Annotated in this window: 10 protein-coding genes; 6 read left to right on the top strand and 4 right to left on the bottom strand. The window is 76.2% G+C overall.

Going from position 1 to position 13349, the window contains the following annotated elements:
- Positions 1-70 precede the first annotated feature (70 nt).
- The 4 genes from F1544_RS10610 (at position 71) to F1544_RS10595 (ending at position 7031) form a co-directional block, all read left to right on the top strand.
- Complete coding sequence (locus F1544_RS10610; RefSeq protein WP_373368070.1) at positions 71-874, top strand: carbohydrate ABC transporter permease; 804 nt, start codon at positions 71-73, stop codon at positions 872-874.
- Between the two features lie 40 nt (positions 875-914).
- On the top strand, positions 915-3563 hold the full coding sequence (locus F1544_RS10605; RefSeq protein ID WP_167585056.1) for a family 78 glycoside hydrolase catalytic domain: 2649 nt from the start codon (positions 915-917) through the stop codon (positions 3561-3563).
- A 104-nt stretch (positions 3564-3667) separates the two neighbouring features.
- Complete coding sequence (locus F1544_RS10600; protein WP_167585054.1) at positions 3668-5926, top strand: family 78 glycoside hydrolase catalytic domain; 2259 nt, start codon at positions 3668-3670, stop codon at positions 5924-5926.
- A 49-nt stretch (positions 5927-5975) separates the two neighbouring features.
- The gene (locus tag F1544_RS10595) at positions 5976-7031 is read left to right on the top strand and encodes a LacI family DNA-binding transcriptional regulator (RefSeq protein ID WP_167585052.1); all 1056 of its coding nucleotides are present in this window, start codon (positions 5976-5978) and stop codon (positions 7029-7031) included.
- A gap of 9 nt (positions 7032-7040) precedes the next feature.
- On the opposite strand, the gene F1544_RS10590 is transcribed toward F1544_RS10595, so the two are convergent.
- Entirely contained in the window at positions 7041-8063 is a 1023-nt protein-coding gene (locus F1544_RS10590; protein WP_308469996.1) for a helix-turn-helix transcriptional regulator, read from the bottom strand.
- A 102-nt stretch (positions 8064-8165) separates the two neighbouring features.
- Between F1544_RS10590 and F1544_RS10585 the strand changes: the two genes are divergently transcribed.
- On the top strand, positions 8166-8597 hold the full coding sequence (locus F1544_RS10585; RefSeq protein ID WP_167585050.1) for a VOC family protein: 432 nt from the start codon (positions 8166-8168) through the stop codon (positions 8595-8597).
- Between the two features lie 79 nt (positions 8598-8676).
- On the opposite strand, the gene F1544_RS10580 is transcribed toward F1544_RS10585, so the two are convergent.
- Together F1544_RS10580 and hisN are read right to left on the bottom strand one after the other, a co-directional pair.
- Positions 8677-9453, bottom strand: coding sequence for a CPBP family intramembrane glutamic endopeptidase (locus F1544_RS10580; protein WP_167585048.1), 777 nt, complete (start codon positions 9451-9453; stop codon positions 8677-8679).
- A complete protein-coding gene (hisN, locus tag F1544_RS10575; RefSeq protein WP_373368069.1) occupies positions 9450-10319 on the bottom strand; it encodes a histidinol-phosphatase in 870 nt (289 codons plus the stop codon). The genes F1544_RS10580 and hisN overlap by 4 nt, the downstream gene beginning before the upstream one ends.
- Positions 10320-10529: 210 nt before the next feature.
- Here hisN and F1544_RS10570 point away from each other — a divergent pair, with 210 nt between their 5' ends.
- Positions 10530-11243 (top strand): vitamin K epoxide reductase family protein, encoded by a 714-nt coding sequence (locus tag F1544_RS10570; RefSeq protein ID WP_167585046.1) that lies wholly within the window; start codon positions 10530-10532, stop codon positions 11241-11243.
- 31 nt (positions 11244-11274) lie between these two features.
- Here the strand turns inward: F1544_RS10570 and F1544_RS10565 are convergent.
- A partial coding sequence (locus tag F1544_RS10565) for a diguanylate cyclase (RefSeq protein WP_167585044.1) occupies positions 11275-13349 on the bottom strand: 2075 nt, incomplete at its 5' end.

Below are 13349 nucleotides of genomic sequence, written 5' to 3'. Positions count from 1 at the left end.
GCCCGTGCCCACCACCGTGCCTCCCGCGGGGCGCGTCGGCGGGGCGCGCAGCGCGCTCTACCGCTACGGCGTGGGGTCCCTGGCGATCGTCGTCAGCGTGGTCGTGTTCCTCGTGCCGTTCGCCTTCATCCTGCTCACGGCGGCCATGGACGCGACCCAGGCCTCGGAGTTCCGGTTCGCCTGGCCGCGGAACTTCCAGCTGTGGGACAACGTGGTGCAGGTGCTGCAGACGCGGGACTACATCCTCGTCATCGCCTTCATCAACTCGGTCGTCCTGACGCTGGTCAGCGTCACGGCGCTCGTCGTGCTCGGGTCGATGGTCGCCTTCGTCCTGCAGCGGCGCGTCTCCCGGTGGACAGGGCTCATCAACTTCCTCGTGCTGACGGGGCTCATCATGCCGCCGGCCATCGTGCCGACCATCTGGGTGCTGCAGCGCTTCGGGCTGTTCGCCACGATGCCGGGGCTGATCCTCGTGGAGATCGCCTTCGGCCTCTCCTTCACCATCCTGCTGTTCCGGGCCTTCATCTCGACGATCCCCAAGGAGCTCGACGAGGCGGCCGTCCTCGACGGGGCCGGCCCGCTGCGGCTGTTCTTCCGGGTCGTCCTGCCGCTGCTGCGACCCGTCATGGTGACGGTGATCCTCGTCCAGTCGGTCGCGGTGTTCAACGACTTCCAGAACCCGCTGTACTTCCTTCCCGGCGACGCCGGGGCCACGGTGCAGCTGACGCTCTTCAACTTCCAGAGCCAGAACCTCTCCTCCTACAACCTCCTGTTCACCGACATCCTGCTCATCACGATCCCGATGCTCCTGCTGTACCTGTTCTTCAACCGCCAGATCGTCGCCGGCCTGACCTCCGGCGCCGTCAAGGGCTGACGGCCTCCGTCCCCCTCCCGCACCTCGCGAACGGAACCCCATGCCCTCCCGCTCCGACGTCGTCCTCACCGACCTGCGCGCCGAGCACGGCCAGCCCCCGCTCGGGCTGGGTTCCCCGCGGCCACGCCTGTCCTGGACCGCGCGCGCCACCGCGGACGGCGGCCTGGACTGGGGCCAGGAGGCCTACGAGGTGCGCGTCACGCCCGTGCCGGCCGCCGCTGCCTCGGGGAGCGGGGGCGAGCCCTGGACGAGCGGGCGGCTCGCCTCGGCGGAGAGCGTCCTCGTGCCCTGGCCCGCGGCGGCCCTCGGCTCGCGGCAGCGGGTGCGGGTGGAGGTGCGGGCCTGGAGCGCGGACGCGGCCGAGCCGACCGCGTTCAGCGTCCCGCTGGAGCTCGAGACCGGGCTGCTGGAGGCTGCCGACTGGGTCGCCGTGCCCGTCGGGCCCGACTGGGACGAGGACGTCGACACCGAGCCCAGCGACCACCGGCCGGCCCTGCTGCGCCGTGGGTTCGACCTGCCCGCGCCGGTGCTCCGCGCCCGCCTGCACCTCAGCGCCCACGGCCTCGCCGAGGTGGAGCTGAACGGCCGGCGCGTGGGCGAGGAAGAGCTCGCCCCGGGGTGGACCAGCTACGGCACCCGGCTGCGCCACCGCACCCACGACGTGACCGCGCTGCTGCACGAGGGGCCCAACGCCCTGGGGGCGTGGCTCGCGGACGGCTGGTACCGCGGCCGCTTCGGCATCCGCGGCGGGGTCCGCAACCTCTACGGCGAGCGGACCGCGCTCCTGGCCCAGCTCGAGGTCGACCTCGCCGACGGTCGTCGCGTCGTCGTCGCGACGGGTCCCGACGCCGACGGGGTGGGCTGGCGGGCCGCCCACGGCCCGCTGCTGGCGAGCAACCTCTACGACGGCGAGGACTTCGACGCGCGGCTGGCCGTGCCGGGGTTCTCGACCCCCGGCTTCGACGACACCGCCTGGGCGGGGGTGCGCCCCTACGAGCGCGACCCGGCCACCCTGGTCGCGGCGGACGGCCCACCCGTGCGCTGCACGCGGGAGCTCCTGCCCGTCGCCGTGCTCACCAGCCCCGCGGGGGCGACCGTCCTCGACTTCGGGCAGAACCTCACGGGGCGGCTGCGGATCCGCGTGCGCGGCCGCGCCGGCGACCGGGTGCGGCTGCGCCACGCCGAGGTGCTGCAGGACGGCGAGCTGTGCACGCGCCCCCTGCGCTCCGCCGCCGCCACCGACACCTACGTCCTGTCCGGCGACCCCGCGGGGGAGGTCTGGGAACCCCGGTTCACCGTCCACGGGTTCCGCTACGCCGAGGTCACCGGCTGGCCCGGGAGCCTCTCCGAGGGCGACGTCGTCGCGCGCGTGCTGCACTCCGACCTGCGGCGCACGGGGTGGTTCGCGTGCTCGGACGCGCGGCTGGAGCGGTTGCACGAGAACGTCGTCTGGAGCCTGCGCTCGAACTTCGTCGACCTGCCCACCGACTGCCCGCAGCGCGACGAGCGGCTGGGCTGGACCGGCGACATCCAGGTGTTCGGCCCGACGGCCGCGTTCCTCTACGACTGCCAGGGGTTCCTGGCGAGCTGGCTCGCCGACGTCGCCGCCGAGCAGCTGCCCGACGGCACCGTGCCCTGGTACGTCCCGCGCGTGCCGGCCGGCTTCTGGGAACCCCCGCAGCCCGGGGCCGTGTGGGGCGACGTCGCCGTCCTGCTGCCCGCGGTCCTGCACGAGCGCTACGGCGACACCGGGGTCCTGCGCCGGCAGTACGACAGCGCCCGCCGCTGGGTGGACCTCGTCGAGCGCCTCGCGGGGCCGGGGCGGCTGTGGGACACCGGGTTGCAGCTCGGCGACTGGCTCGACCCGGCCGCGCCCCCGGACGACCCGGCCGCCGCCCGCACCGACCGCTACCTCGTGGCGACGGCGTACTTCGCCCACTCCGCGCGCACCCTCGCGGTCATCGCGGACGTGCTCGGCGAGGCGGCCGACGCCGCGCGCTACGGCGCGCTGGCGCAGGAGGTCCGGGCCGCGTTCGCGGCCGCGCACCTGCGCCCCGGCGGTCGCCTGAGCAGCGACGCCCAGACCGCCTGCGCGCTCGCGCTGGTGTTCGACCTGCTGCCCGCCGACGACCGCGAGGCCGCGGGCAAGCGCCTCGCCGACCTCGTCGCCGAGGAGGGGCACCGGGTGGGCACGGGGTTCGCCGGTGTGAACCTCGTGGCCGACGCGCTCACGCTGACCGGCCACGACGAGACGGCGCACGCCCTGCTCACCGAGACCGGGTGCCCGTCCTGGCTCTACCAGGTCGAGATGGGCGCCACGACGACGTGGGAGCGGTGGGACTCGATGCTGCCCGACGGCAGCGTGAACCCGGGGCAGATGACGAGCTTCAACCACTACGCGCTCGGCTCGGTCGCCGACTGGATGCACCGCACCGTCGCCGGGCTCGCCCCCGCGGCCCCCGGCTACCGCACGCTCCTGGTCCGCCCGCGCCCCGGCGCGGGCCTGGCGTCGGCGTCGGCGCGGCACGAGACGCCCTACGGCACCGCGGCCGTCGGCTGGCGGCGCACGGGGGAGCGCCTCGTCGTCGACGTCGACGTGCCGCTCGGCGTGCGCGCCGTCGTGGACCTCCCCGGCCGGGGGGTCAGCGAGGTCGGCGCGGGCCGGCACCGCTTCGAGACCACCCCCTGACCGCCCGACCCCTGACCGACCAGCCCCTGACCGACCAGCCCCTGACCGACCAGCCCCTGAACCGTTCGACCCCGCACCATCCGCACCCCGAGCACGGAGGACCCATGCCGACCTGGCAGGCCACGATGATCGCCGCCGACGCCGACCACGACGGTGCGCCGCTGCTGCGGCGCCGCTTCACCCTCGACGAGGGCCACGGGGAGGTGCGCCGCGCCGTCCTGCACGTCACGGCCCGCGGCGTCGTCGAGACGCACCTGGACGGTCGTCCCGTCTCCGACGACGTCCTCAGCCCCGGCTGGAGCAGCTACGAGTGGCGGCTGCGCTACCGCAGCCACGACGTGACCGCGGCCCTGGCGGGCGGCGGGGAGCACGTCCTCGGCCTCGCGCTCGGCAACGGCTGGTCGCGCGGGCGCCTCGGCTGGACCGGCCGCGGCGGGTTCTACGGCGACGACCTCGGCGGGTTCGCCCAGCTCGAGGTGGAGTTCGCCGACGGCGCCACGCAGGTCGTCGTCACCGACACCGACTGGGCGTCGCACGCCTCGGCGGTGACGGCCAACGACCTCTACGACGGCCAGTCGATCGACGCCCGCCGCCACGACCCCGCCTGGGCCACCGTCGGCGCCTCGGACGAGGGCTGGGGCGGCGTGCGCGCGCTCGAGTTCGACCCGGCCGTCCTGACCGAGCACGTCGGCCCGCCCGTGCGCCGGCAGGAGGTGCTGCCCGCGAAGGAGGTCTGGACCTCGCCCGCCGGGAAGACCCTCGTCGACTTCGGGCAGAACCTCGTCGGCTGGCTGCGGTTCACGGTGCGCGGCGAGGCCGGCACGACGATCACGCTGCGCCACGCCGAGGTGCTGGAGCACGGCGAGCTCGGCGTGCGGCCGCTGCGCAGCGCCGAGGCCACCGACCGGTTCGTGCTCTCGGGCGGCGAGGACGTGTTCGAGCCCACGTTCACCTTCCACGGCTTCCGCTACGCCGAGGTCGAGGGCTGGCCGGGGGAGCTCGGCGCCGGCGACCTCGAGGCCGTCGTCGTGCACTCGCAGCTGCGCCGCACCGGCGAGTTCGAGTGCTCCGACGAGCTCGTCAACCAGCTGCACCGCAACGTGGTCTGGGGCACCAAGGGGAACTTCCTCGACGTCCCGACGGACTGCCCGCAGCGCGACGAGCGCCTCGGCTGGACCGGTGACCTCGCGGCGTTCGCACCCACCGCGGCCTACCTGTACGACGCCAAGGACTTCCTGCGCGACTGGCTGCGCGACCTCGACGCCGAGCAGCGCGCGGCGGACGGGATGGTGCCTTTCGTCATCCCCGACGTCCTGAAGTACATGGAGCACCCGCCGGAGTTCCCGGACCCCGACAGCACCGCCGTCTGGTCCGACGCCGCCGTCTGGGTGCCGTGGGCGCTGCACCAGGCCTACGGCGACGACGAGCTGCTCGCCGAGAACTACCCGGCGATGGTGGCGCACGTCGACCGCGTCGAGTCGCTGCTCTCGCCCACGGGCCTGTGGGACACCGGCTTCCAGTTCGGCGACTGGCTCGACCCCGACGCGCCGGCCGACAGCCCGGCCGACGCCAAGGCGGACAAGGGCGTCGTCGCGACGGCGTGCCTGTTCCGCTCCGCGTCCACGACGGCCGACGCCGCGCGCATCCTCGGCCACGACGAGGACGCGGCCCGCTTCGACGCCCTGGCGCGGCGGGTGCACGAGGCGTTCGGCGAGCACTACGTCGACGCGCAGGGCCTGGTGCGCAGCGACTGCGCGACCGTCTACGCGCTGGCCATCGAGTTCGGCCTGCTCGGCGGGGAGCAGCTCGCCTGGGCGGGGAACCGCCTCGCGGAGCTCGCCGAGAAGGCCGGCTTCCGCGTGTCGACGGGTTTCGCGGGAACCCCCTTCGTCACCGGGGCGCTGTCCAGCACCGGCCACCTCGACACCGCCTACCGGCTGCTGCTGGAGCAGGAGTGCCCGTCGTGGCTGTACCCCGTCACGATGGGGGCCACCACGGTCTGGGAGCGGTGGGACTCGATGCTGCCCGACGGCTCGATCAACCCCGGGCAGATGACGAGCTTCAACCACTACGCGCTCGGGGCCGTCGCGGACTGGATGCACCGGACGATCACGGGGCTGTCCCCGCTGGCGCCCGGATACTCCCGCGCGCTCGTCGCGCCGCAGCCCGGCGGCGGGCTCACCTGGGCGAGCGCGGCCCTGGAGACCCCGCACGGCCGCCTCGCCGTCGCGTGGCGGATCGAGGGCGGCGAGCTGGCCGTCGACGTCACCGTGCCCGCGGGGACGACCGCCGTCCTGCGGCTGCCCGGCCGGGACGAGGAGGAGCTGGCCGCCGGCGAGCACCACGTGGCCGTCGCGGTGTGAGGGTCACCTCGTGAGCGTGCCGGGTGCGACGGGGTGGGACCCTGAGCCCGTGGCGACGGTCAAGGAGGTCGCCCGGCGGGCCGGGGTCTCGCTGGGCACGGTGAGCAACGTGCTCAACCGGCCGGAGGTCGTGTCCGAGCAGTTGCGCACCCGCGTGCAGCAGGCCATCGACGAGCTGGGGTTCGTCCGCAACGAGTCGGCGCGCCAGCTGCGCGCCGGGGTCAGCCGGACGATCGCCATGGTGGTCCTCGACGTCGCGAACCCCTTCTTCACCGACGTCATCGCCGGGGCGGAGGAGCTCGCCGAGCAGCACGACGCGCTCGTCGTCATGTGCAACAGCGCGAACTCCGCCGAGCGCGAGGCCCGGCACCTGCACCGCCTGGACCAGCAGCGGGTCCTGGGGGTGCTGCTGACCCCGGTCAGCGGCACCCCCACCACCGCGCTGCGCGACGTGCGGTCCCACGGCACGCCCCTGGTCCTCGTCGACCGCGTTTCGGCCACGCCCGAGCACCCCTCGGTCGCGGTCGACGACGTGCTCGGCGGCCGGCTCGCCGGGGAGCACCTGCTCGGGGCGGGGCACCGCCGCGTCGCCTTCGTCGGCGTGCCGCCCGGTCTGCAGCAGGTCGACGACCGCCGGCACGGCCTGCGCCTGGCCGTCGCGGCGGCGGGGGAGGTGCAGGAGGTGCGCTCCAGCGGCATGTCCGTGCGCGCCGGGTCGCAGGCCGCGGCGCAGCTGCTGGCCGAACCCGCCGGGACCCGCGCGAGCGCCGTCTTCTGCGCCAACGACCTGCTCGCCCTGGGCGTGCTCAACGAGTGCGTGCGCCGCGGGGTCCGGGTGCCCGACGACCTCGCCATCGTCGGCTACGACGACATCGGCTTCGCGGCCACGGCCACCGTGCCGCTGACGTCGGTCCGCCAGCCCCGGCAGCTGCTCGGGCGCACCGCGGTGGAGCTGCTGCTCGCGCAGGTCGAGGGCCGGGCCCCGCAGCAGGTCGTCTTCGAGCCGGAGCTCGTCGTGCGCCGCTCGACCGCCCGCCGCTCCCGGATGGCCGTCGCCGCCGACGCACCCGTCGCCACCGCGGACGTCCTCGGCGCAGGCGGCTGAGCGGTCCTCTCAGGCTCCGCCGCCCGGGCCGGCGAGCGCGGCCGCGGCGCACCGGTCCGACAGGGTCCGGAACGCCCCGGCGAGCTCCGCGGGGCCGACGGCGAGGACGTCGGCGTCGAAGCGGGCCACCGCGGCCGCGACCCCCACCCACGACCACGCGCCCAGCGTGAGCCGGCAGCGGTCGGGCCCCAGCGCCTCCACGGTGCCGTCGCCCGCGAAGGGGCTCACCCGCGCGGCGGGCAGCGCGAGCTCGACCGTTCCCGTGCAGGGCCAGGCGTCGACGCCGTCGGGGGAGCCCTTGAACGCGGCGCGCACGAAGGTCGCGACGTCCCCGCCGGGCAGCTCGCGGGGGGTGAAACGCGGCCCCGTCGGCACCAGCGGGGTGATCCGGTCGGCGCGGTAGGTGCGCCACGCCCCGCGGTCGAGGTCCCACCCCACGAGGTACCAGCGCCCGCCCCGGGCGACGAGGTGGTGCGGCTCCGCCCGCCGGCGCGGGGCGTCGTCCGGGGCGGTGCCGTTCGAAGCGGCGGCGTCCGAGGGGCTGCCGTCCGCGTACCCGAAGCGCAGCACCTCGCGGGTGCGCACGGCGGTGGTCAGGGCGACGAGGACCGCCGGCTCGACGTCGGGGGCGGCGGCCGGGGGCACCGGGGTGACCCGGACGGCGTCCACGCGGTGGCGGAGCCGGGCCGGCAGGACCTGTCGGACGGTCGTGAGGGCGCGGGCGGCCGCCTCGCCGACGGCCGCGCCGCCGGTGGCCGCGAGCTGCAGGGCGACGGCCAGGGCGACGGCCTGCTCGTCGTCGAACAGCAGCGGCGGGAGCTCGGTGCCCGCGCCCAGGCGGTAGCCGCCGTCAGGGCCCTTGAACGCCTGCACCGGGTAGCCCAGCGTGCGCAGCCGGTCGACGTCGCGGCGCACCGTGCGGGGAGTCACGTCGAGGCGCTGGGCCAGCGTGGCGCCGGGCCAGTCCCGGCGGGCCTGCAGCAGCGAGAGCAGCGTGAGCAGCCGCGCCGACGTCCCGTTCTTCTCGGTCACGTCCTCAGGATGCGGCAGGTGGCGGACACGCCCTGTCCTCTTCTGGCGACACCGTCTCCTCGTGGCCACCGCCCGGGTGGCCGGACGCACCGAGGAGCCCCCGTGAGCATCACCACCACCACGCACCTGAACTTCCGCGGCCAGGCCCCCGAGGCCCTCGCCTTCTACGCCGCGGTCTTCGGCGGCGAGGTCCTGTCCTTCACCTTCGCCCAGGGCGGGGACGAGCGGGACACCGCCGACGGCGCCGTCGGGACGCAGCTGAAGTGGGGCGGCGTCAGCGCGCCGAGCGGGTTCTCCCTCATGGCCTTCGACGTGCCCCCGGGGCGGGCCCACGACGCGGGCACGGACGCCGTCTACGTCTCGGTGCGCGGCACGGACGCCGCGGAGCTCACCGCGTGCTGGGACGCCCTGGTCGTCGGCGGGACGGTCCGCGCCGGCCTGGCCCCGGCCGGCTTCTCGCCCCTGTACGGCATGGTCACCGACCGCTTCGGCGTGACCTGGGTGCTGGACGTGCTGCCGCCCGTCCAGAGCTGACCCGCACGGGGCTGACGAGCCCGGGACGGGGGGCGGGCGCCCCCCGTCTCCGGTCGTCGCGGCTCGCGGCGTCGGGACCTCAGCCCGGCAGCCAGGACACCTTGCCGACGAGCAGCGAGTAGCCGACGAACGCGACGACGTCGATGGCCGTGTGCGCCACGATCAGCGGCACCGTGCGTCCCCACCGCTGGTAGATCCACGCGAAGACGACGCCCATCGCCACGTTCCCGGCGAACCCGCCGAGGCCCTGGTAGAGGTGGTAGGAGCCGCGCAGCAGCGCGCTGATCGCGATGGCCGGCACGGCCCGCACCCCCAGCTGACCCAGCCGGTGCAGCAGGAACCCCGCGACCAGGACCTCCTCGAGGATCCCGTTCTCCGCGGCGGCGAGCACCGCGATCGGCACGGCCCACCACACGTCGGGCAGGTTCGAGGCGACCACCGTGCGGTTCAGGCCCGCGGCCTGCGAGGCCAGGTAGAGCACCAGCCCGAAGGCGCCGATGACCGCGGCCAGCCCCAGCCCGGCCCCCAGGTCGCGGCCCGGGCGACGGCCGTCGACGCCGATGCTGCGCAGCGACTCCCCGCTGCGCACGAGCAGGTAGGCGACCAGCGCGACGGGCGCCAGGCCGGTGACGATCTGCGTGAGCTGCAGGGACAGGTCCAGCCACGGCCGGTCGGGCGCGTAGCTGCCGAGCACCGTCGCGGTCTGCGTGTTCAGGGCCTGCGGGGCCGTCACGGCCCCGACGAACGTCACCAGCGCGCGCAGCCCGCTCGCGCCCAGGGACACGGCGAAGACGACGACGAGCTCGGCGGCGACCAGCCGGCGCTCGCGGGGCGCGAGCCCGGGCGCGGTGCTCACTCCACGGGCTCCCCGGCCGGCGCACCGGCGGCGCCGCCAGCCGGGGCTCCGGCCCACGCGGCGGCCGTGCCGAGGTGGGCCAGCGCCGCCTCGTGCAGGTGGCCGTTGCTGACGACGGCATTGCCGCCGTGCGGGCCGTCGACACCCTCGCGGGAGGTGAAGCGGCCGCCGGCCTCGGTGACGATCGGCACGAGCGCGGCCATGTCGTACAGCTGCAGGTCCGGCTCGGCCGCGATGTCCACGGCGCCCTCGGCGAGCAGCATGTAGGACCAGAAGTCGCCGTAGCCGCGCGTGCGCCACACCTTGCGGGTCAGGTCGAGGAACGCGTCGAGGCTGCCGGTCTGCTCCCAGCCGTCGAGGGAGGAGTACGCGAACGAGGCGTCCGCGAGGTCCGTGACGCCGCTGACGGAGATCCGCGTGGCCGCCGACAGGCTGCGCCCCGTCCAGGCCCCCGAGCCCGTCGCCGCCCACCAGCGACGCTGCAGCGCGGGCGCCGAGACCAGGCCGACGACCGGGACGCCGTCGTCGAGCAGCGCGATGAGCGTCGCCCACACCGGGACGCCGCGCACGAAGTTCTTGGTGCCGTCGATCGGGTCCACGACCCACTGCCGGGCCCCGTGGCCGACGAGCCCGAACTCCTCGCCCAGCACCGCGTCGCGCGGTCGGGTCCGCTTGAGCTGGGAGCGGATCAGCTCCTCGGCCGTGCGGTCGGCGTCCGTGACCGGCGTCAGGTCCGGCTTGGTGTCCACGACGAGGTCGCGGGCCTTGAAGCGGTCCGTCGTCACCCCGTCGACCTGGTCGGCGATGACGTGCGCCAGCCGCAGGTCGTCGTCGTAGCGCTTCACCTGGGCGGGGGAGGTCGGCACGGCGCGAACCTACCGCCCGCACGCCCCGCGCCCGCGGACGCTCGTCGTCGGCGTGGGTCGGGCGCCACCGTCGACGTGGGCGTCCAGCCGGCGCCCAGGCGCGCCGAGGATCCTGGGAGGGGCCGGGACGTCGCACACTGGTGGGGGACCGGCCGCGAGGGACCGCACGGACAGCACCGCACCGGACAGCACCGCACGCGAGGAGGACCGATGGCCGGCACCACCGCCGCCCACGACCGGGGGCACGACGACGGCGAGCTCGCCGACGACGACCTGTTCGCCGACGACGACCTGCTCGACGAGGACGCCTCGCGCGAGGGCCACCTGTCCGCCCTGCCCGTCTCCGTGCGCGCCCGCGGGCTGCTGCTGACCGTCGGCGGCCTCGTGGGGTTCGTCGCGGCGTTCACCCTGACCGTCGAGCGCTTCAAGCTGGCCGAGAACCCGGGGTACGTGCCCAGCTGCAGCATCAACCCGGTCCTCTCGTGCGGCAGCGTCATGAAGACCGACCAGGCCGCGGTGTTCGGCTTCCCGAACCCGCTGATGGGCATCGCGGCGTTCACCGTCATGACGCTGCTGGGCCTGCTCGTGCTGTCCGGCACCCGGCTGCCGCGCTGGGTGGAGCGCGGCTTCCAGGTCGGCATCACCCTGGGCGCGGTGTTCGTGGGCTGGCTCGTCACCCAGAGCCTCACCTCGATCCACGCCCTCTGCCCCTACTGCATGGTCGTGTGGGCCGTGGTGGTGGCGACGTTCTGGACGACGACCGCGGACTCCCTCGACCGCGGCCTGCTGCCCGTGCCCGCCGGGCTGCGGGGCGCGGCCCGGACCCTCGTCGAGTTCCGCGTGCTCGCGGCCGTCCTCACCTACGCCCTGCTGGTGGCGCTGATCGGCGTGGAGTTCTGGAGCTACTGGCGCACGCTGCTCTGAGGCCCGTTCCCGCTCGCCGCCGCGGCCGCCGTCACGGGGCGAGCACCACGGCGTCGCGGCCCGCGGCCTTCGCGGCGTAGAGGGCCGAGTCGGCCCGGCCCAGCACGTCGCCCAGGTCCTCGCCCTCGCGCAGCAGCGCGACCCCGACGCTCACGGTGACGCGCAGCCGCTCGCCGCGGACCTCCACGGGGGTGCGGCTGACCCCCGTGCGCAGCCGCTCCGCGAGGCGCCGCACGTCGTGCTCGCGCGCGGCGGCGCCGTCTCCGGTCCCCGCGACGACCAGGGCGAACTCCTCCCCGCCGTAGCGGCCCAGCACGTCACCGTCGCGCGCCGCGTGGCGCAGCCGCCCCGCCACGGCCGCGAGGACCTCGTCGCCCGTGGCGTGGCCGAAGCGGTCGTTGACGGCCTTGAAGTGGTCGACGTCGACCATCAGCGCGGCCAGCGATCCGCCGCCGAGGCGCTCGACGCGCTGCTCGCCGAGGCTCAGCAGGTGCCCGCGGGTCGCGAGACCGGTCAGGGAGTCCGTGCGCGCCAGCTGCTCGACCTGGGCGAAGAGCCGCGCGTTCTCCAGGGCCACGGCCGCGGGCGCGGCCAGGGCGGCCGCCACGTGCGTGCGCCCGTCGAGGCCGCCGGCGCGCGCGAGCAGGACGAGCGCCGCGGTGACGCGGCCCGTCCGGTCGCGCAGCGGGGCGACGAGCCAGCGCCCGGCCGGAGCCGCACCGGCGTCCTCCGTGGCGGGACCGCTGCCGGGGTCGTCGGCGGGATCGTCGGCGGGGTCGCCGGCGGGGTCGCCGAAGAGCAGCGCGACGGCGGGAGGCAGGGGCCCGGACCCGGTGCTCGTGGTGGCCCGGGCCAGCAGCGGGTGGGCGCCGGCGCCGCCGGCCCACGGCTGCTCGCGGACCTCCGCGCGCCTCCCCGCGCCGCACACGAGGGCGGGGCCGTCGTCCGCGGGCGTGCCGCCGGCGCCGACCGGCACGAGCGCACCGGAGTCGGCCCCGAGCTCGCGCACCGCGGCGCGCAGCAGGCGGCGGCGCACGGTGGGCAGGTCGAGGCTGCCCGCGACCTCCTCCGTCACGCGGCGCACGGCCTCGGCGAGGTCGCGCTCGCGCTGCGCCCCGTGGACCTCGACCTCCAGGCGCGCGGCCCGGGCCGTGGCCAGCGACAGCGCCACCTGACCCGCGATGAGCTGCAGCAGCTCGACGTCGGTGCGGCCGAAGGCCCCCTGCGCGACGGTGCTCACGACGGACAGGACGCCGGTGCGGCGACCGCGGACGAGCAGCGGGACGGCGACGACGCTGCGCGGCACGTCCCCGCGCCCGTCCTCGGGCGCGTCGGGCCACGCGGCCTCGGCCGGGGGCATGCCCTGCACGACGGGGCGGCCCGTCTGCGCCGCCCGCAGCACGGTCGGGTGGATCGCGACGGCCTCCACCCCGTCCGCCGCCCCGCCCTGGGCCCCGTCCTGCGGCACGCCGGACGCGCTCGTCAGGTCGGTGCCCGCGCGCGTGCGGCCCGCGAAGACGGTGAGCCGCCCGGCGCGGTCGGTGAGGTGCAGCACGGCCCGGTCGGCGCCCAGCAGGTCGCACGACTGGTCCAGCGCCAGGCGCACGAGGTCCAGCGGGTCGAGCACCTGCGCGGCGTCGCCGACGTCGCGCATGGCGGCGAGCATCCGGCGCCGGCCCGCGTCGGTGGCCCGCCCCGTGCGCGAGGGCCCCGAGCCGGAGCCGGGCAGCGGCCCGAGCGCGGCGTCCCCGGCCTCCGTGGGGAGCGCGGGACGGGTCTGGCGGGTCGCCTGCTGCGCGCGGCGCACGAGGTTCGGCCACCCCTGCCGCTCGGCGAGGACCCCGGCGAGCCACCGGTCGCGGTCCGCGTCGGCCACCGCGCCCTGCGCGAGGCGGGCCGCGGACTGCGCGAGCAGCACCCGGTAGGTGAGCAGCGGGGCGTCGAGGGCCGCGCCGAGCTCCTGCGCGCGCCGCACCCGGCGCGCCGCGGCCCGGGTCCGGCCCTGCTGCACCTCCGCCTCGGCGAGCAGCAGCTGCCGCCACGCGCCCTCCAGGGCGCTGCCGCCGCGCCGGCCGAGCAGGGGCAGCGCGGCGAGCAGCTGGCGCC

It is taken from the genome of Kineococcus rubinsiae (assembly GCF_011839805.1).
In the GTDB taxonomy this organism is placed as follows: Bacteria; Actinomycetota; Actinomycetes; order Actinomycetales; family Kineococcaceae; genus Kineococcus; species Kineococcus rubinsiae.
This window is presented reverse-complemented; position numbering and strand designations above follow the sequence as displayed.